16 protein-coding genes and 1 pseudogene are annotated in these 16,442 nt (G+C 70.0%); 6 read left to right on the top strand and 11 right to left on the bottom strand.

All coding sequences use genetic code 11. The features are described from left to right. Positions 1-7: 7 nt before the first annotated feature. The 5 genes from OG787_RS48080 to OG787_RS48060 form a co-directional block, all read right to left on the bottom strand. A complete protein-coding gene (locus OG787_RS48080; RefSeq protein ID WP_405539810.1) occupies positions 8-871 on the bottom strand; it encodes a bifunctional 5,10-methylenetetrahydrofolate dehydrogenase/5,10-methenyltetrahydrofolate cyclohydrolase in 864 nt (287 codons plus the stop codon). 217 nt (positions 872-1,088) lie between these two features. Then, positions 1,089-1,994 (bottom strand): formyltetrahydrofolate deformylase, encoded by a 906-nt coding sequence (purU, locus tag OG787_RS48075; RefSeq protein WP_405539809.1) that lies wholly within the window; start codon positions 1,992-1,994, stop codon positions 1,089-1,091. After that, complete coding sequence (locus OG787_RS48070) at positions 1,991-2,863, bottom strand: methylenetetrahydrofolate reductase (protein ID WP_405539808.1); 873 nt, start codon at positions 2,861-2,863, stop codon at positions 1,991-1,993. Before OG787_RS48070 ends, purU begins: the two co-directional genes overlap by 4 nt. 51 nt (positions 2,864-2,914) lie before the next feature. Further along, positions 2,915-4,258 carry an aminomethyl transferase family protein gene (locus OG787_RS48065; RefSeq protein ID WP_405539806.1) on the bottom strand — a complete coding sequence of 448 codons (1,344 nt, stop codon included), beginning with the start codon at positions 4,256-4,258 and terminating at the stop codon, positions 2,915-2,917. Positions 4,259-4,417: 159 nt separating this feature from the next. Then, positions 4,418-5,155, bottom strand: coding sequence for a dihydropteroate synthase (locus tag OG787_RS48060; protein ID WP_405539805.1), 738 nt, complete (start codon positions 5,153-5,155; stop codon positions 4,418-4,420). 491 nt (positions 5,156-5,646) lie between these two features. Between OG787_RS48060 and OG787_RS48055 the strand changes: the two genes are divergently transcribed. Further along, complete coding sequence (locus tag OG787_RS48055; protein ID WP_405539804.1) at positions 5,647-6,312, top strand: DUF4389 domain-containing protein; 666 nt, start codon at positions 5,647-5,649, stop codon at positions 6,310-6,312. A gap of 225 nt (positions 6,313-6,537) precedes the next feature. Here OG787_RS48055 and OG787_RS48050 read toward each other — a convergent pair. Beyond that, positions 6,538-7,103 (bottom strand): annotated as a pseudogene (locus tag OG787_RS48050) (zinc-binding dehydrogenase); the annotation flags it as partial. Positions 7,104-7,274: 171 nt separating this feature from the next. Between OG787_RS48050 and OG787_RS48045 the strand changes: the two are divergent. Next, on the top strand, positions 7,275-7,979 hold the full coding sequence (locus OG787_RS48045; RefSeq protein ID WP_405539802.1) for a CBS domain-containing protein: 705 nt from the start codon (positions 7,275-7,277) through the stop codon (positions 7,977-7,979). A 77-nt stretch (positions 7,980-8,056) separates the two neighbouring features. Here the strand turns inward: OG787_RS48045 and OG787_RS48040 are convergent, their stop codons facing one another. After that, positions 8,057-9,385 carry a hypothetical protein gene (locus OG787_RS48040; protein WP_405539801.1) on the bottom strand — a complete coding sequence of 443 codons (1,329 nt, stop codon included), beginning with the start codon at positions 9,383-9,385 and terminating at the stop codon, positions 8,057-8,059. 504 nt (positions 9,386-9,889) lie between these two features. On the opposite strand from OG787_RS48040, the gene OG787_RS48035 reads away from it, so the two are divergent. The 3 genes from OG787_RS48035 to OG787_RS48025 are packed head-to-tail and all read left to right on the top strand — an operon-like array spanning position 9,890 to position 11,974. Further along, entirely contained in the window at positions 9,890-10,651 is a 762-nt protein-coding gene (locus tag OG787_RS48035) for an SUMF1/EgtB/PvdO family nonheme iron enzyme (protein WP_405539799.1), read from the top strand. A gap of 25 nt (positions 10,652-10,676) precedes the next feature. Then, positions 10,677-11,630 (top strand): diacylglycerol/lipid kinase family protein, encoded by a 954-nt coding sequence (locus tag OG787_RS48030; protein WP_405539798.1) that lies wholly within the window; start codon positions 10,677-10,679, stop codon positions 11,628-11,630. Next, complete coding sequence (locus OG787_RS48025) at positions 11,627-11,974, top strand: hypothetical protein (protein ID WP_405539797.1); 348 nt, start codon at positions 11,627-11,629, stop codon at positions 11,972-11,974. The genes OG787_RS48030 and OG787_RS48025 overlap by 4 nt, the downstream gene beginning before the upstream one ends. A 23-nt stretch (positions 11,975-11,997) precedes the next feature. Here the strand turns inward: OG787_RS48025 and OG787_RS48020 are convergent, their stop codons facing one another. Next, the gene (locus tag OG787_RS48020) at positions 11,998-12,156 is read right to left on the bottom strand and encodes a hypothetical protein (RefSeq protein ID WP_405539796.1); all 159 of its coding nucleotides are present in this window, start codon (positions 12,154-12,156) and stop codon (positions 11,998-12,000) included. A gap of 98 nt (positions 12,157-12,254) precedes the next feature. On the opposite strand from OG787_RS48020, the gene OG787_RS48015 reads away from it, so the two are divergent. Beyond that, positions 12,255-13,019, top strand: coding sequence for a YhjD/YihY/BrkB family envelope integrity protein (locus tag OG787_RS48015; RefSeq protein WP_405539794.1), 765 nt, complete (start codon positions 12,255-12,257; stop codon positions 13,017-13,019). Positions 13,020-13,608: 589 nt separating this feature from the next. Here the strand turns inward: OG787_RS48015 and OG787_RS48010 are convergent. The 3 genes from OG787_RS48010 to OG787_RS48000 all read right to left on the bottom strand — a co-directional run bounded on the left by OG787_RS48010 (position 13,609) and on the right by OG787_RS48000 (position 16,394). Next, positions 13,609-14,028: a hypothetical protein gene (locus OG787_RS48010; RefSeq protein WP_369029694.1), complete on the bottom strand. Its 420-nt coding sequence runs from the start codon at positions 14,026-14,028 to the stop codon at positions 13,609-13,611. Further along, positions 13,968-15,548: a DUF2252 family protein gene (locus OG787_RS48005; protein WP_405539792.1), complete on the bottom strand. Its 1,581-nt coding sequence runs from the start codon at positions 15,546-15,548 to the stop codon at positions 13,968-13,970. Before OG787_RS48005 ends, OG787_RS48010 begins: the two co-directional genes overlap by 61 nt. A 132-nt stretch (positions 15,549-15,680) precedes the next feature. Then, entirely contained in the window at positions 15,681-16,394 is a 714-nt protein-coding gene (locus tag OG787_RS48000; protein ID WP_369029696.1) for a CBS domain-containing protein, read from the bottom strand. Positions 16,395-16,442 lie beyond the last annotated feature (48 nt).

Genomic DNA, 16,442 nt, shown 5'->3' with positions numbered 1-16,442 from the left:
CGGGTCCTCAGGCCGCGACGGCCTCGAGTTCGGCGTTCCATCGGGCGGCACGCAGGGTGTTGACCAGCAGCATCGCGATGGTCATGGGGCCCACCCCGCCGGGGACGGGCGTGATGCGACCCGCGATGCCGTCGAGTTCGGCGGAGCGGACGTCTCCGGCCAGGCCCGAGGGCGTCCGGTGGATGCCGACGTCGATGACGACGGCGCCGGGCCCGACGTGTTCGGGACCGATGAGCCCGCGGACACCGGTGGCGACCACGACGATGTCGGCGGGCCGGGTGACCGCCGCGAGGTCGGTGGTGAACTCGTGGGCCACCGACACGGTCGCCCCGCGCCGCAGCAGCAGCTGGGTCAGGGGCTTGCCGACGAGTTCGCCCCAGCCGACCACCGCGACGTTCGCGCCCTTGAGCGGAACGCCCTCGGCGTCGAGGAGTTCGATGACGCCGCTGGGCGTGCAGGGGCGCAACCCCCGCTCCCCGCGGGCGAGGAGGCCGAGGCTGGCGGTGGTGAGACCGTCGACGTCCTTGCTGACCGGAATACGGTCGATGAGCGTGGCCGCGTCGAGCTGCCGGGGCAGCGGGAGTTGGAGCAGGATGCCGGACACCCTTGGGTCCGCGGCCAGTTCGTCGAGTACGGCGGCCACGTGGTCGTGCGTCGCGTGCTCGGGCAGATGGCGGTGGAAGTCGCGCATGCCGGCTTCCTTGATGGCGCGTCGTTTCGCGGCGACGTACACGACGCTGGCCGGGTCGTCGCCGACGAGGACGGTCGCCAGCCCGGGAGCGCGTCCCGAACCGGCGGCCGCGGCGACCTCCTCGGCGACCTGCGAACGGATCCGCCGGGCGATCCCGGTGCCGTCGATCCTGGTTGTCATGGTGGCGGACCGCCTTCGTGTGATGGGGAACGACTCGCCCGGGTGAGAGGGGGCGTGCTGTACGGCGCCGGGACCGAGCCGGTCGTCCTGGGGGCGGGACGGCCGGCTCGGTCGTTCGGGGATGTGGCGCACGACAGGACCGGCTGTCCCTGCCATCCCTGCACCGGGCGGTCTTCCTGTCGGTGGGAGTCGATGGGCCCCGCCTCGCCGTCTGGCCTCAGGCGAAGACGATGGTGTGGTTGCCGTCGCGGATGACCCGGTCCTCGGCGTGCCACAGCACGGCGCGGGAGAGCACCGCGCGTTCCACGTCGGCGCCGCGGCGGGTGAGGTCGGTCGCGGTGTGGGCGTGGGTGACGCGGACGACGTCCTGCTCGATGATCGGGCCCTCGTCGAGGTCCTCGGTGACGTAGTGCGCGGTGGCGCCCACCAGCTTCACGCCCCGTTCCTTGGCCTTGGCGTAGGGGCCCGCGCCGATGAAGGCGGGCAGGAAGGAGTGGTGGATGTTGATGATCGGGACGCCGACGTCCGCGATGAAGTCGCCGGAGAGGATCTGCATGTAGCGCGCCAGGACGACGAAGTCGACGTTGCCCTTCAGCAACCGCAGGTGTTCCGCCTCCGCGGCGGACTTGTCCGCGCCCTGGCAGGGGACATGGAAGAAGGGAATGCCGAAGCCGCGTACCTCCTCGGCCACATCGGGATGGTTGGAGATCACCATGGCGACGGTGACGGGCAGTTGGCCCTGCCGGTGCCGCCACAGCAGGTCGAGCAGACAGTGGTCGGACTTCGAGGCGAAGATCGCGACCCGCTTGGGCACGGACAGGTCACGCAGGGTGTAGCTCAGCCCGTACGCGTCCACCAGGTGCTTGTCCAGGTCGGCCCGCAGGGCGGGCAGCGCGGCCTGGAGGCCGTCGAGACCGAAGACGGTGCGCTGGAAGAAGGCGCCGCCCTGCGGGTTGTCGGAGTACTGGTCGAGGGAGACGATGTTCGCGCCGTGGCCGCCGAGGACCGACGTCACGGCGGCGACGATGCCCGTGGCGTCGGCGCCCTGCACGATGAGCGAAGCCTGCGGGGCGGACGGCCTGCCCGTGGTGGTGTGCGCCGGGGCGTCTTGGGTGAGGGTCATGCCAGGCTCTCCTCGCGGAAGCGGGCGGCCCACTCGGAGGTGGCCCTGAGCCCGCCGAACGTATAGAAGTGAATCTTCAACTCGCCGTGCCGGGCCGGGTCATGGCCCGCGGCGAGGTCACGCAGGAACCGGTCGGGGCCCGCGGTGCCCATCAGGTTCGTCAGGGAGAACCCGTACTTCCTGACGACGGACGCGCTCGTCCCCACGCCGAACCGGGCGGCGTACGCCATGAGCCGGCGCGCTCCGGCCGGGCCGGGCACCCCGATCCTGATAGGGAGCCCGATTCCCCGCCGCCGTACCTCTGCCACCCAGGTGAGCACCGGGTCGACGTCGAAGCCGAACTGCGTGATGACGCCGCCCTCCAGGGAGTGGGCGGTGAGGGCTGTGTGCTTGTCCCGCAGCGCGGACCACAGGGCGGTGCCGTCGATCGCGGGGTGGCCTTCCGGGTAACCGCTGATGCCGACGTGGCGGACGCCGTGCTCCTGAAGCAGCCCCGTGTCGATCAGGGACAGGGAGTCGGCGTAGGGCCCCTCGGGATGCGCCGGATCCCCGCCGACGACGAACACGTTGTCGGACGTGCCGTCGGCGTGCAGACCGGCCAGGAACCTTTCGAAGTCGTCGCGCGACCCGAGGCGCCGGGCGGATATGTGCGGTACGGGGACGAAGCCGAGCCGCTTGACCGCGCGGGCCGCGTCCAGCCGCATCGAGAGGTCCTCGTTGCCGAGGAAGGTGACGTTGATCCGGGTGCCCTGCGGAATGGAGTCGCGGGCCTCCTCCAGTTTGGGGACGTCCTTCCCGGTCATCTCCAGGGAGAAGTCATCGAGCAGCGACGTACTGACCGCTGTTCGTACCGTGCTCGCGGGGTTCATCGTCTTGCGTCTCGCTTTCTCGTCTGCGGGGGCCGAGTCCTGGGACCCACGTCAGCGGTCGCGGCGGTACTGGGTGCGGGCGTGCTGGTCGAACGGCGCGGGCCGGACGGTGGCGCGGATGCGCGGGAGTCCGAGGTCGGCCTCGGGGTCGGTACCGGCACCGGGGTGCTCGCCCCACACCACCCAGACCTCGGTGCCGGGCTCCGCGCACTCCTTGTCGATCAATGTCAGTGACAGGAGCGCACCGACGGGGTCGATGGACGCCGTCTGCATGGTCATGCCGACCATGCCGGTCACGTTCTCCACCCGGTGCCGGGCGTAGCTGAGGACGAAGCCGGGGTCCGCGCCCTGTCCGATGACGGTGCGGACGTCGTCGGGGTCGAGGACGAGGGTGACCTTGGCGCGCGGCACCTCGTCCTTGGCCTTCACCAGGGCGTCCCGGCCCACGAAGTCATGGCCGAAGTGGATCAGTTTCCCGTAGCCGAGTTCGTACGGGGACACGTAGTAGTCCTCGATGTCCTCCGAGAAGTAACTGCCGTTCAGCGGGCGCTTGCCCTCGATGCCGAACAGGGGCAGGTACCTGCGGTATTCCAGCAGGTCCGGGTCGGTGTAGATGCCGGGCACCGGCGAGGGGATCCAGCCGCTCTCCACGCTCGGCGTGGCGTACGCGAGGGCTCCGACCTGGACCAGACCGAGCGGCTCGCCCGCCTTCAGGAACGCCTCGTGGACGTACGCGGCGTGCTCCCAGGGCCCGATGAACTCGAATCCGGCCTGGCCGGCCATGCCGTGGCGCAGGGCGCGGAAGGCGCGGCCGTCGAGGGAGACGGCGCTGGAGTGGAAGAACTTCGTCTCCGGCAGCGGCCCGCCGAAGACCCGCTCGACGAGCTCCGTCGCCAGCGGCCCCTGGATCTGGTACCGGAACAGCTTCGGATCGCCGCCGCCCGGACGGAACGCGGAGGACGGGTCGGTGACGAAGCCGACGTCGTAGCCGCCCTGCTCCGCGTGGTACTGCACCCAGTGCTGGGCGGCCGGGATCCCGCTGAGCAAGTACTTGTTCTCGCCCTCGCGGGCGAGGATCCCGTCGGTGACGATGTGGCCGTTCCGGGTCACCGGCACGTACTGCTTGGCCTGCCCGATCGCGAACTTCTCGAAGTTGTTGACGCCGTGGTCGGCCAACACCCGGGTGGCGTCCGGGCCTTCGATCCACATGTCGTACATGTGGTGCGAGAGGTTGAGCAGCGCCACGCCCTCGTGCCACGCGGCCTGCTCCCGGCTCCAGCCGGCGTACTCGCGCTCCACGACCTCGGGGGTCCACGGCTCTGCACCCGGCCGCCACAGCAGCTGGATCGGCGATCCGGCCTTGTCGATGGCGTCCTGGAGGGAGGGGGTTGTCATGTGGGGCTCCTTGTTCCTTTGCCCATAGGGATCTGTGTGATCCACACGGTTCACGCGATCTGTCCCAAGAAAACTAAATCGATCTAGTATTTGCTAAAACGATCTAGCGAAAGCTGTCAGAGCGGTCCGATCCCGAGCGAGTGCCGGGTTGCGGACTACTTACGGGTACAGCCCACACCCCGCACCGGCCGGGGCCGCGCGGACCTGGCCGGTGTCGCGGTTGCAGTGGCCGAGGCGCGCGGATGCCATGCGCACGGCATCGGCGGTGGAGGGGACATCGTTCACGCGCACGCAGAACACACCCGCGAGGGCCGCGTCGACGAACGGGCCGACTCTCCGTTCCGTCAACTCCTTCAGATGTCGGCCGAGTTCGGCCCCGACCTCGGCGACGACATCCCGGTGGTCCGCATGCCGGTCCGTCTCCGGGCTCGGCGCACGCCAGTGCATGGCGGCATACGGAGCGCCGACCGCGGCGACGGTCGACGCCACCGCCGGGTCGACCAGGTCGCCACTGACGTCGTTGACCAGAGACGCTCCCGCCTCGACGGCGGCTCGGGCCACGGACGCATGCATGGTGTCGACGTTCACGCACACGTCGGCACGGGCGAGTTCACGCACCACCGGTACGGTCCGGGCCAACTCCTCCTCCGGGCCCGCGGGTCGCACACCCGACCGAGTGGACTCGCCGCCCACGTGCACGATGTCCGCAACCTGAGCGGTCAGTTCCAGACCCCGATCGACGGCGCACCGGTCGCCCTCGTACAGACCACCGCCGGAGAAGAAGTCGGGCGTGGCGTTGAGAATCCCCATGAACAGGCGTCGACCCGGCCACGCCAGCCCCTCCAGCCCCATGGGTGTTCTCGACCGCCCTACGGCGGCGCCCTGCACGGTTGACATCTGCGGCAACCTCCTTGACCCCACACCCCGCCAGGGGAACGAATGCCAGATCGATTAAGCGGCGATGTTACAGGAAGAACGCTAAATCGTTCTAGTAATTTCGCGTGATCGTCGTCGGATTTGCCGGCAGATGCTCGCAGCGGGCCTGGGGCGACAGCACGCCGGGGCTGAAGAGGGGCGATGACGTGGCATGGACGGCGAGCATCCCGCTCATCAACATTCGAGTGCCGACGTCGTGAGGCCGCATCTGACGCAGTGCCCATCCGTCGCGGGTGCGACCAGGTCCGCGGGAGAGGTGACATCACACTGCGGCAGCAGGCTGCTCAGCTCGTCGGCCACGGTGCGTTCGAAACGACCGATTGAGGCACAGCCGGGACCGATGGCCTCCGGAACGACCCCACACGGCCCTCCTGACGATGCCCGGTCGGCGGCCACGCTGGCGAGCAGGCCCCACCGGCGGGCACCCGCCGGGGTCGAAGGAGTTGATCGCCATGACAACCCTGGCGGGAACACCGGACAGCCCGGTCCGGGTGAACGCGATTCTGGACGCGCCGCTGTCGCGGTGGGTGTGGCTGGCGAAGTGGATCCTGGCCTTCCCCCACTACGTGGTGCTGTTCTTCCTCTGGGTGGCATTCACCCTGGTCAGCGTGGCCGCGTTCTTCAGCATCCTGTTCACCGAGCGCTATCCACGCACCCTGTTCGACTTCAACCTCGGTGTGCTGCGCTGGAGTTGGCGGGTCGCATACTACTCGTACGGCGCCCTGGGCACCGACCGGTATCCACCGTTCAGCCTGGGTGAGGAACCGGACTACCCCGCGCGGCTGGACATCGCCTATCCCGAACGCCTCTCCCGCGGCCTGGTGCTCGTGAAGTGGTGGCTGCTGGCCGTCCCGCACTACATCGTCGTCGGTTTCTTCCTGGGCGGTTACCACCTCGGATGGTGGGACGGCGGACTCGTCGCGGTGCTGACGGTCATCGCCGCCCTGGCGATGACCGTCACGGGGAAGTACCCCCAGAGCCTGTTCGACCTGATCCTCGGCCTCAACCGATGGGTGCTGCGGGTCGCCGCCTACGCCGCCCTGCTGACCGACGCCTACCCGCCGTTCCGACTCGACATGGGAGGGACGGAAACGAGCGAGCCGGAGGTGCTGCCGTGATCGCCCTGCCGGTGGCGGCGTCTTAGATCTTTTACGGGCAACTCCACGTGGACCAGGCCAGAGCCGCGGCCTCGGGCTGGCACACAACCTTGTCACCTCGTCCTGCCTCACCCGGCCCACTCATGGATTCAACGCACGGTGATCTCTCGCCCGGTGATGCCCACAGGTGTCGATGCGCACCCATGGAGCGCGCTCGCCGCCCACCCAAGGATCGCTGTGCGCCAGCAGGTTCTCGAGGTGCGGAACGGCGGGCTTGCCGTGCGTACCGACGCTGGCCGCATGCCCGCCGGGGCGCACCGTACGCGCGCGCATCTCAAAGCTCTCCGGCACCCCTATCGCCTCGATCACGACGTCGGCGCCGAGTCCTTCGGTGGGGCGGCGACCAGTTGTTCGGCTTCTTCGCCCGCGGCGGCCACGGCGTCCGCGCCGAGCTGTCCGGCCGCGTCCAGCCGGGGCGGGGTCCACTGCGGTGATCCACTGTGGTGTGCAGAGCTATGCCGCGGCGATCGCAGCGAGCCCGACAGGCCCCGCCCCGACCACTGCGACCGTGTCTCCGCGCCGTACGCGCCCGTTGAGCACGCCCACCTCATAAGCGGTGGGGAGATGTCGGCCGACAGCCCGGCGTCCTTGCTGTGCCGGGGCGTACCTCCGGCACAGCGCCCTTGCGGACGTACAGGTCCGTACCGCAGACGGTAACGGCGTCGGCACGGCCGATCGCGCCCTCGATCCCAGGGTCCGGGACGTTCCTCCCGCGCCGCCCGTCCAGGGCCGCGAAGGACCAGCGCTTGCATGACGATGCCTCTTCCCTGCCCTGTTCTCTCAGCCAGCCGCATGGGCCACTCGGTCCCCATGACCAGGCCGAGCGGGGCCGGTCGGCCACAGGTGGGGCCCACTGGCCCCTACGGGATCGGCCCAAGCTGCCGGAAAAGTGGAGAAGGGCAACACCGAAGGAGGCAGCAGCCATGCGGCACCGCATCGTGAGCGAGCTGATGACGACGGACGTCGTGAACGTGCGGCAGGACGCGACCTTCACGGAGATCGCCAAACTGCTCGCGGAGCACGGCATCACGGCCGTTCCGGTCGTGGACGACACCGACAGGCCCCTCGGAGTGGTCTCCGAAGCGGACCTGTTGCGCAAAGAGACGAGCCGACTCCGAACGACGGGACGCCTGCCCACTCCGAACCCGGAATCCGCAGAGCGCACCAAGGCGGACGCAACGACGGCGGCAGGGCTCATGACCAGTCCGGCCGTCGTCGCCCGCCCCGACTGGACGGTGGTCGAGGCGGCCCGGGCGATGGAGCAGAACCGCGTCAAGCGCCTGCCGGTGGTGGACGATTCCGGTCGGCTGGTCGGCGTGATCAGCCGCGCCGACCTGCTGCGGGTGTTCCTCCGTGGGGACCGCGCCATCCGCGAGGAGATCACCGGTGACGTGCTGATGCGCACGCTGGGCATCCCGCCCACCACTGTGACGGCGCATGTCGTCGACGGACGGGTCACCCTGCGCGGCGTCGTCGAACGCAAGAGCGCCATACCGGTCGCCCTGCGGCTGTGCCACGGTGTGGACGGGGTGGTCGACGTCTCCGAGCACCTGGATTTCAAGGTCGACGACAGCGGAAGCACGACCACGGACGCCGACTCCCCGCGTCGCGCTCAGCTCTCACCCTGAAGGCGTGCGGGATGCGGCACGGGACCCGTCGAGCGCCGGCCGGACATGCATGCCCCGCTCGCCGACAGCCCCGGACCTCACAGTGCAGGCCGTCTACCCGCCGGTCCCGAGTCCGCCGACGAGGCGGACCCTGACGCCTGTGTCCTGGGGCCGGTCGCCGCCACCAGGGCGATCAACGCCGGCACCGCCAGCAGGACGAGCACCAGCAGAAGCACCGTCAGGACAGTGGGGTGATTCCAGAGGGCGAACAGCAGGGCCACCGCGAGCAGGACACCGACGGTGAGCCGGTGTCGATGGTCCGCCGTCCACGTCCCCACCCGCCCGGCGTGCATGTCGTGGGCGTCCGCCCAGCGGGCGGCGGAGTCGGCGGTGCGCTCGGAAGCGGCTCGCAGGGCGCGCGCCCCTCGCCCGGGACCGACGGCACAGGCGCCGACAGCGACCACCACACCGAGCACGATCACGGTACGCAACGTGGCCCGTACGAAGCGCAGGAGATGGTCGAAGACCGCTGCCGCGGCGGCCTCCGACAGAACCCGCGGGGGCAGGTGATCCAGGTAGTAGCGGCGGGCTACGGCAAGACCGACGGCGACGATCAGGCACGCGGTGACGGCGCCCAGGGCGGCCCTGGCCAGGGCGCGTCTGCGCCGGTGGGCGAGGAGTACTCCCGCTGTCGCGACGAGCACCGTCGTCGCCGGCATCCAGGTACCGATCACGTCGAGGGCGTGCGCGGCGCCCCGCATGCGCTCCAGTTTGCCGGACGTGAACAGCACCATCTGCTTGTCGACGTCCGGGATGTCGGCGGCCGGCGTCACACCGGAGTCGACGAGTTCCTTCCTGACCCGGTCGACAGCGGTACCGACATCGAGGGTCACGGTGTCCTCGTGCACGCCGACCGCCCCCCGGCCCCGTCCGGTCAGGGCGTGCACCACGGTCGAGTGGGCGACCCGGTTGGCCGAGGCCCACACCTTCCCGAAGCTGTCGCTCCCGACGAGGCGCTTCGCCGCCCTGTCCGCGGCACCGGTCACGGCCGCGTTCAGCTGCGGGGCCAGCCCCTCGACCGCTCCGGCCGCCGTCGGCGGCAGGCCCCGCGACTCCAGCCAGGTCGCGAGTTCGGCGGTGACCCGCTTGGCATCGACGCGTACCTCGACGGCCCGGACGATGTGACCACGTACGGCGGCCTCGATCGCGGGGTCGGAGGCGAGCGGCTCGACCGTCTCGACGTAACGGTCCGTGTCGAGGACGATGTCGTGCACCCACACCGTCAATACGGACACGGGGATGAGGACACAGGCGAGGACGAGCAGTACCGCCGAGACCGTCTTCCGCGCGAGTCTCCCCGCACCGGCAACGTGCCACCCGCCACTCGACGGTGAACCCTCCGGGGCGGGGCCGAGCGGGCTGGTCATCCGTCCTCCAGGAGTGCGGCGCGGCTGTCCGCCTGCCGTCGGTATCCATTCCTCCCGATCGGAGCGGATGCGGCACCCCGGTGTGGGCCCTCCGGAGTGCCCACCCTGCGAACGGCAAGGAGCCGCAGCGGCCGAAGAGTCCCGGTCGACCGCGGCGCGTCGTGTCGGTGCCGGGCGTGGACGTATCAAGGTCCGATCATGGAGATTTGGCAGATTTGATCCTGATTGGTAGTTAATGTCAGAAAATAGGTCATTCGGGAGGTGTTGTGCTCCGTCCCGGGATGAGCCGACACAACACGTGACCGCGCCCGCGCCGTTCACACCCTCGGCGGGCGCGCGAGCGGACGGCATGGTGCGCGTGCCCGGCGGTCTGTTCCTGATGGGGGCGGAGGACGAGTGGGTCGTGATCGGCGGCGGAGAGCGGCCTGTTCACCCGGTAGGGCTCACACCCTTCTGGATCGCGACCGGTTTCCCCGAAACCCGGGCGGTCGCCGAGGCCCCCTCGTGGCCCAGGTCCTCGGGGCGTGCCGGCGCCACCCCGAGGGTCCCGCGTCCGATGTACGCGACCGCGCCGACCACCCGGTCGTCCACGTCTCGTGGAACGACGCCACGGCTTATGCCGCCTGGGCGGGGAAGCGGTTGCCGACCGAGGCCGAGTGGCAAGGCGGCTTTCCCGACCACAACACCGCCGAGGACGGCTGGTACGGCACGGCTCCCGTCACCGCGTATCCCCCGAACGACTACGGCCTCAACAACATGTGGGGCAACGTCTGGGAGTGGTGTGCGGACTGGTTCTCGCCCGGCGGCGAGGACACCGCCCGCTTCGCGGAGCGTCTGGCGGAGTTGCTCGCGTGCCTGAGCTTCCTGGCCTTCGGGGCCGTCCTGCTCGGTCCGGCGCTGGAGCACCTCGACCGGCGCAACGTCACGTATGCCGTGCTGAGCCTCACCGTGGTCCGGATGCTGCCGGTCGTCCTCTCCCTGACCGGGAGCAGTCTGGCCCTTCCCACGGTCGGCCGCTTCGGGTGGTTCGGACCGCGCGGACTCGCCTCCGTCGTCCTCGGGCTTCTCGTGGTGAAGGAACACGACCCGGGGGTCCAGCTCCTCGACCGGGTGATCGCGGTCACCGTCGCGCTGAGCATCCTGCTGCACGGAATGTCTGCCGCCGTTGTGTCCGAACGGTACGGCGCCTGGCACAGGAAGGCCGCTGGCCTACGGGAGGGCGCGCCCGAGGAGAGAGACGCCGGGCACCCATCCACCGCGCGATAGTGCACGGACGAGCCAGGGAGGAATCATGGGCGACGACGTCGCCAGGTACAACGGTCGTACGACGCAACGGTGGGCGGCCCGACCGGCGATCACCGCGGTGGGCACCGCAGTGGCTCTCCCGCTGGTGGTCGCCGGTCTCAAGAGCCTGGGGCCGGCCGCCGTGGGCCTGGCCGGGCTTGTCGTCAACACGGCCGGGGCGTGGTGGGCTCTCAGCCACAGAGGCCTGATCAGGTGGCTCGCGGTGGCTCCGGCAGTGGCCGCACAGGCCGCAGTGATCGCGCTGTTCGTCGCCGTCGGCCTGCCCTGGGTCGTGATCGTCATGCTGGCGCTGTGGGCCGTGGTGTGTTTCGCCGGCTGGGCCGCACTCGGTGAGAACACCGGACAGGCCGCTGTGGGCGAATACCGCACCCCGCCGCCCGAGCGCCCGTTCTTGATCATGAATCCGAGCTCGGGCGGCCGGAAGGTCGGAAGGTTCGGGTGGGCGGAGCGGGCCGAAGCGCTGGGTGCCCAGGTCGTGTTGCTCGACCCCGCGCGTCCGCAGGACGTTGCCTCGCTCGCACGCGCCGCTGTGGCGGACGGCGCGGATCTCCTCGGCGTGGCCGGCGAAGACGGCACGCAGGCCCTCGTCGCCGGTGTGGCGGCGGAGCACGGAGTCCCCTTCATGGCGATCTCGGCCGGAACCCGGAATCACTTCGCCCTCGATCTCGGACTCGACCGCGAGGACCCGTCCAGGTGTCTGCACGCACTCACGGACGGCGTCGAACTCCACATCGACCTCGGCCGCATCGGAGAGCGGACCTTCGTCGACAACGTGTCGTTCGGCGCCCACGCGGAGGTGGTACAGAGCCCCGCCTACCGCGGCGACAAGATCCACACCATCCTTCGCATGTTGCCGGACGTCCTGACCCATCACCTCGGCTCCCGCCTGACCGTTCAGGGCGCGGGAGTCCGGATCAGCTCCCCCAGGCGGTACTCGTGAGCAACAATCCCTACCGCATGGGCGACCTGGCCGGCCTCGGACTCCGGGACGGACTCGACGGCGGCGTCCTCGGGGTGGTGAGCATCAAGGTCGACAACGCGGTGCAGGCGGCCGAACTGCTCCGCGGCAGGCACGCGTCCGGACTCACCGCTCTGACCGCCCACGAGGTCGTCATCGACGCCGACAGGCCCGAAGTGCAGGCCGGCGTCGACGGCGAAGCACTCTCCTTCCGGACTCCCGTGCGCTGCGTGATCAGCCCCCGAGCGCTGCGCGTGCGGGTCCCGCGTCACCGCCCCCGGGGTGTCCCGGCCGCGGTCGCGCCTGGACTGGCGGCGACTGCGTGACCTGGCGTTGTCACGCGGATGAGTCAGCGGCGGCGCAGGTACCGCACGAGCGAGGCGATCGCGGTGACAGCACAGAACGGCACGCTGCCCCGCCGGGCCGTCCGCAGGCGGCGCACCCGACCCCCGTGGCGCGCGAAGCGCCGCGCGGCAACTCCGGCGAGCTGGTCGGTCGAGCGCTGCATGCTCGGATTGCGAGGAGTGGACTGTGATTCGTAAACAGCTCGGGGACTGGACCAGGGCGGCGCGCGAGATCCCGCGGCGGACGCCGGTGGTCGGGCGGATGCTCGGCCGACTGATCAGCGTGAACTGGATGGAAGCCAGCGCGCGGCTGGCGGCCCAGACGTTCCTCGCCGCGCTGCCACTGCTCATCGTCCTGGCCGCATTCGCGCCGCAGGGTGTCAAGGACGTGCTGGTCGATTCCGTTCGCGCTCTGTTCGGTGAGGACGCGCCGGTCGACAACATCGAGGAGACGTTCACCGCGCAGGGCGTGACGAAGGACGCCTTCGGAGCTGTCGGGGTCGTCGTCACGCTCATTTCGGCGACCGCACTGAGTCGGGCGCTGCAGCGGGTCTGCGAACGCTGCTGGGATCTGCCCAGGGCCGGCGCGCGGTTGACCGCCTGGCGGTGGCTGGCGTGGCTGGCGGGGTGGGTGGCCGCGGTGCTGTTGCAGGCTCCCTTGCGGCACGGATTCGGAGGCGGCACCTGGCTCGGCGTGCTGCTCTCGCTGCCGATCGCCGTTCTGCTGTGGTGGTGGACCCAGCATCTGCTGCTCAGTGGTCGCGTCGGCTGGATGCCCCTGCTGCCCGGAGGCGTTCTCGCGGGCGTCGGAATGGTGACGTTCGTGTATGCGTCGGGTGTGTTCATGCCCGCGGCAATGGAGCGCAGCATGGCACAGTTCGGATCCCTGGGCTACGTCTTCGCCCTGCTCTCGTGGCTGATCGCGGACTGTTGCGTGATCGTCGCGGGCATCGCCCTCGGCCAGTTGGCTGCCGTTTCGATGCCGTTCGTACGGTGGCTCGGGCCGTCCCGGCCCGATCACTCGTAGGCGCGCCCGCATCCTGGTCAGCGGTCAGCTCGCCATGATGTGGGAGACGCTCGGGATGGGAAATCTCCTCTTCGACGCGGGCAGGCACCGGCTCTGCCTGGATCGCGGCATGTACGTCGTTGCGCCAGGCGGCCAACTGCTCGGCGGCCGTCTCCGCGGCTCGGTGCCTGGCGGCCCGGCCTGAAAACGGCGGTCGCCGTGCCGACGGCAACGACGGCACCGGCCACCGCGGCGAGCAGAGGCTTGCGGTTGTCCTGGGTGGCGACCGAACGGCGGAACATCACGGGTCCTTTCCTCATGCGCGTGTCGGCACGCGGTCCCTTCCTCGGACTCCGTCAGCCGGCGAGCACCTTCTCCTTGGCGCGCTCGTGACATCACGGTCGGGGGTTCTTGAGCTCGCCACACCGGACGAGGCCCCGATGAGGACACCAAGGAGAAAGGCCAGCGACACGCGTACAGGACGCGGGGTGGTGACGCAGATGATCGCCGACATGATCTGGGGTCCGGCCATCACGGTGATGGCCGGCGGAGGGAGCGGAGGGAGCGGACCAGACACTCGGCGGTGTCCGGAGCTCCCTCTGCCGCCTCCCTATGCGGTCGGGGAATCCCGCTTGACCACGCACAGTGCCCAGATGACGAACCCGTACAGGGCGATCAGCGTGAGCGACCAGACGGGGTAGTACGGGATGGAGAGGAAGTTGGCGATGATCAGCAGCCCTGCGATGCCCACCCCGAGGACCCTCGCCCAGGTGGCCGCCGAGAACAGTCCGATGCTCACGACCATGGCGATCACCCCGAGCGCCAGCTGGATCCAGCCCCAGCTCGTCAGGTCGAACTTGAACACGTAGTTGGGGGTGCTGACGAAGACGTCGTCCTCGGCGATCGCCATGATGCCGCGGAAGAGGTCGAGGACCCCGGCGATGAACAGCATGACGGCCGCGAAGACCGTCAGGCCTCCGGCAACCGCCTCAGAGCGTGCTGAGCGGTGGTGATGGGTAGTGGTGGCCATGGCGAACCTCCGGTTCTCGTGCGGCCGCGGCCGACGGCCACTCCTGATCGAGTTTCCGCCTGGCCGGCCGGTCCGTCCTCACCCCGGAAGGGTGATCGATGGTGGTGGGCGACGGCATCTCGGGCAGCCCGGGCCGTGATCCGGTCCGCCTGTGCGGCCTCGGTCACAGTCTCGTGGTCGCGTTGGTTCTGTTCGGCGTACGCCTCGGCGAACTCCGCCATGGCCCGGTCGAAGGAGCCGCCGGTGCCGAGGTAGGCGGCGATGGCGACCGGATCGCCGGAGCGTGCGTGGGCACGGGCCGGCGAGCCGCCGCACACGCCCCCGTGGACGCGCAGCATGTCGGGCGCCATGGTTTCGGGCTGGGGTGTCCGCTTCCAGTCGCGCAGCTGCCTGACACAGAAGTCACGTTGCTGCCCGTCGAGGCCGGTGACGCGTTCCCAGCCGAGGAGTATGTCGCTGTTCGCCTGCATGAGCCGCTGCCCGACGACGCCCCGCTGCCCCTGGTGGTCGTACCCGCCGGCTGCCCGGTACGGAGCGAGGACCGACTCTCCGGCCTCCTTGGCCTGGAGCAGCAGCGGATCGTCTTCGTCCCGGCCCAGCATGAGGGCGATCCAGCAGCGGGTTCCGACGCTGCCGACCCCGACCACCTTGCGCGCCATGTCGACCAGTAGGAAGCGTTCGAGAAGGTGTCGGCGTTCGGTGGTGAGGCTGTGCCCGTAGCCTTCGATCAGCGCGCGCAGGCTTCGTTCGAGTTCCTCGCGTCCGGCGCCGGGCATCAGGTCGGCGACGGGTGTGAGCAGGGGCGGGTCAGGGGCGATCCGTCGTACACCGTCGACCACGTGGGTGAGTCTGCCGAATGCGGCGACGGCTTCCGTCCCCGGCTTCAGCCCGTGCTCGCTCAGCAGAGCGGCGGCCTCGGGCTCGGTGAACGCCAGATCGGCGCCACGGACCTCGTGCAGCCGGTCCTCGGCCCGGAAGCGGTGGAGTGGCAGCAGCGGGTCCGTGCGGCTGATCACGAGCAGCCGCAGACACGTCCCGGCACGGTCGAGCAGGAATTCCAGGCCCGAAGCCACCTCTCGGCCCGGCGCCTTGTCCAGGCCGTCGAGTACCAGCACAAGCGGCCCGGGCTTGCGCTCCAGTGCCCCGGGCCGCACGAGCAGCGAATGGTCGACGCGGTCGGCACAGGTCGGCGCACCGATGTCGCCGGCCGGAACGACAAGAGCGTGCCGGTAGGCCGCAAGCACGTACGGCCAGAACACGCCAGGAGTGTCGTCGCCGTCCGGCGACAGCCGTACGACAGGGCCGGGCACCGTTCCCGCACGCGCCCACGTCGCGACGAGCGTCGTCCTGTCGGCGCCCGCCGGGCCGGTGACGAGAGTCAGCGGCCCGTTCACCCCTGTCGTGAGCTTGCTCAGCAGGCGCTCACGCCGTACGCGGCGGGGAGCGGTCGCCGGGATCGAGAGCTTCGCGGTGAGCAGCGGGTCTCCGGCCGGGGCCGGGACCGGCCCCGCGATGCCCAAGGGTGGGACATCGGTGCGGGGACGCTTCTCCTCACCCTCTGAGGCGTTTTTCGGACGCACATTCCCGTGATCGCCTCCTCCGCCGTTGATCGCATGGGAGGACCAGGCACGAGCCGGGGCGCTGCGCGGCCATCAGTCGGCGACGCCGTGCAGAGCCTGCCTGTCGGGCTTGATGTGTGTGTCATCCAGCCGGTAGGTGAGTTTGTCGACCACCGCGACCACGCCGTCGATCTGGCGTGTCATGGAGACGGCGATCTCCGTCTCGCTCTTGCGTTCCATTTGGCCGGACAGCGTGACCACGCCCTCCGTGACGAAGACGTCTGTGCCGCGTGGCGGCAGCCACAGCGCCCGGACGAGGACCTCGTCGATGACCACGTCGCGGATCTCGGCGTCCGGCCGCAGGAACACCTGGAGCAGGTCGCGCCGGGTGACGATGCCGACGAGCCGCTGTTCCTCGTCGAGAACGGGAAGCCGTTCTATGCGGCGCCGGGCCATGGTCCGGGCGGCCTCGACAATGGTGTCGTCGGCGTGGACCGTGACGGGCGGCTCGGTCATGAGCCGGCCGGCGGTGCGGGCTTCGGCCTTCTCCGCCTGCCTCTTCGCGTGGCGCGTCAGACCGGCGAGGCGGAAACGGCGCTTCGGCTCGTAGGGGTCGGGGGTCGCCGCCTGCCGGAGCATCAGGTCCGTCTCGGAGACGACGCCGATGACCTTCTCGTCCTCATCGACCACCGGCAGCCCGCTGATGCGGTGCTCGGCGAGAAGTCGTGCCACCTCCTTGAACGGGGTGCCGTATGTGGCGCGGACGACCTCGGTGGTCATCACGGTGCCGACCTTGTTGTGCTTCATGGCTGTTCCTCCTCGGCGGAGCCTGCGCGGAGAGTGGTCCTGGGGCCC

Source organism: Streptomyces sp. NBC_00075 (genome assembly GCF_045041225.1).
GTDB classification, from domain to species: Bacteria; Actinomycetota; Actinomycetes; order Streptomycetales; family Streptomycetaceae; genus Streptomyces; species Streptomyces adonidis.
The sequence above is the reverse complement of the archived record's forward strand: the minus strand, read 5'-3'. Positions and strand labels throughout refer to the sequence as shown.

Excerpts from the sequence above, each read along its gene's own strand:
- purU (WP_405539809.1), bottom strand. The coding sequence starts at position 1,994 with ATGACCCTCACCCAAGACGCCCCGGCGCACACCACCACGGGCAGGCCG.
- OG787_RS48055 (WP_405539804.1), top strand. The coding sequence starts at position 5,647 with ATGACAACCCTGGCGGGAACACCGGACAGCCCGGTCCGGGTGAACGCG.
- OG787_RS48040 (WP_405539801.1), bottom strand. The coding sequence starts at position 9,385 with ATGACCAGCCCGCTCGGCCCCGCCCCGGAGGGTTCACCGTCGAGTGGC.
- OG787_RS48070 (WP_405539808.1), bottom strand. The coding sequence starts at position 2,863 with ATGAACCCCGCGAGCACGGTACGAACAGCGGTCAGTACGTCGCTGCTC.
- OG787_RS48000 (WP_369029696.1), bottom strand. The coding sequence starts at position 16,394 with ATGAAGCACAACAAGGTCGGCACCGTGATGACCACCGAGGTCGTCCGC.
- OG787_RS48045 (WP_405539802.1), top strand. The coding sequence starts at position 7,275 with ATGCGGCACCGCATCGTGAGCGAGCTGATGACGACGGACGTCGTGAAC.
- OG787_RS48020 (WP_405539796.1), bottom strand. The coding sequence starts at position 12,156 with ATGCAGCGCTCGACCGACCAGCTCGCCGGAGTTGCCGCGCGGCGCTTC.
- OG787_RS48015 (WP_405539794.1), top strand. The coding sequence starts at position 12,255 with ATGCTCGGCCGACTGATCAGCGTGAACTGGATGGAAGCCAGCGCGCGG.
- OG787_RS48010 (WP_369029694.1), bottom strand. The coding sequence starts at position 14,028 with ATGGCCACCACTACCCATCACCACCGCTCAGCACGCTCTGAGGCGGTT.
- OG787_RS48060 (WP_405539805.1), bottom strand. The coding sequence starts at position 5,155 with ATGTCAACCGTGCAGGGCGCCGCCGTAGGGCGGTCGAGAACACCCATG.
- OG787_RS48080 (WP_405539810.1), bottom strand. The coding sequence starts at position 871 with ATGACAACCAGGATCGACGGCACCGGGATCGCCCGGCGGATCCGTTCG.
- OG787_RS48030 (WP_405539798.1), top strand. The coding sequence starts at position 10,677 with ATGGGCGACGACGTCGCCAGGTACAACGGTCGTACGACGCAACGGTGG.
- OG787_RS48065 (WP_405539806.1), bottom strand. The coding sequence starts at position 4,258 with ATGACAACCCCCTCCCTCCAGGACGCCATCGACAAGGCCGGATCGCCG.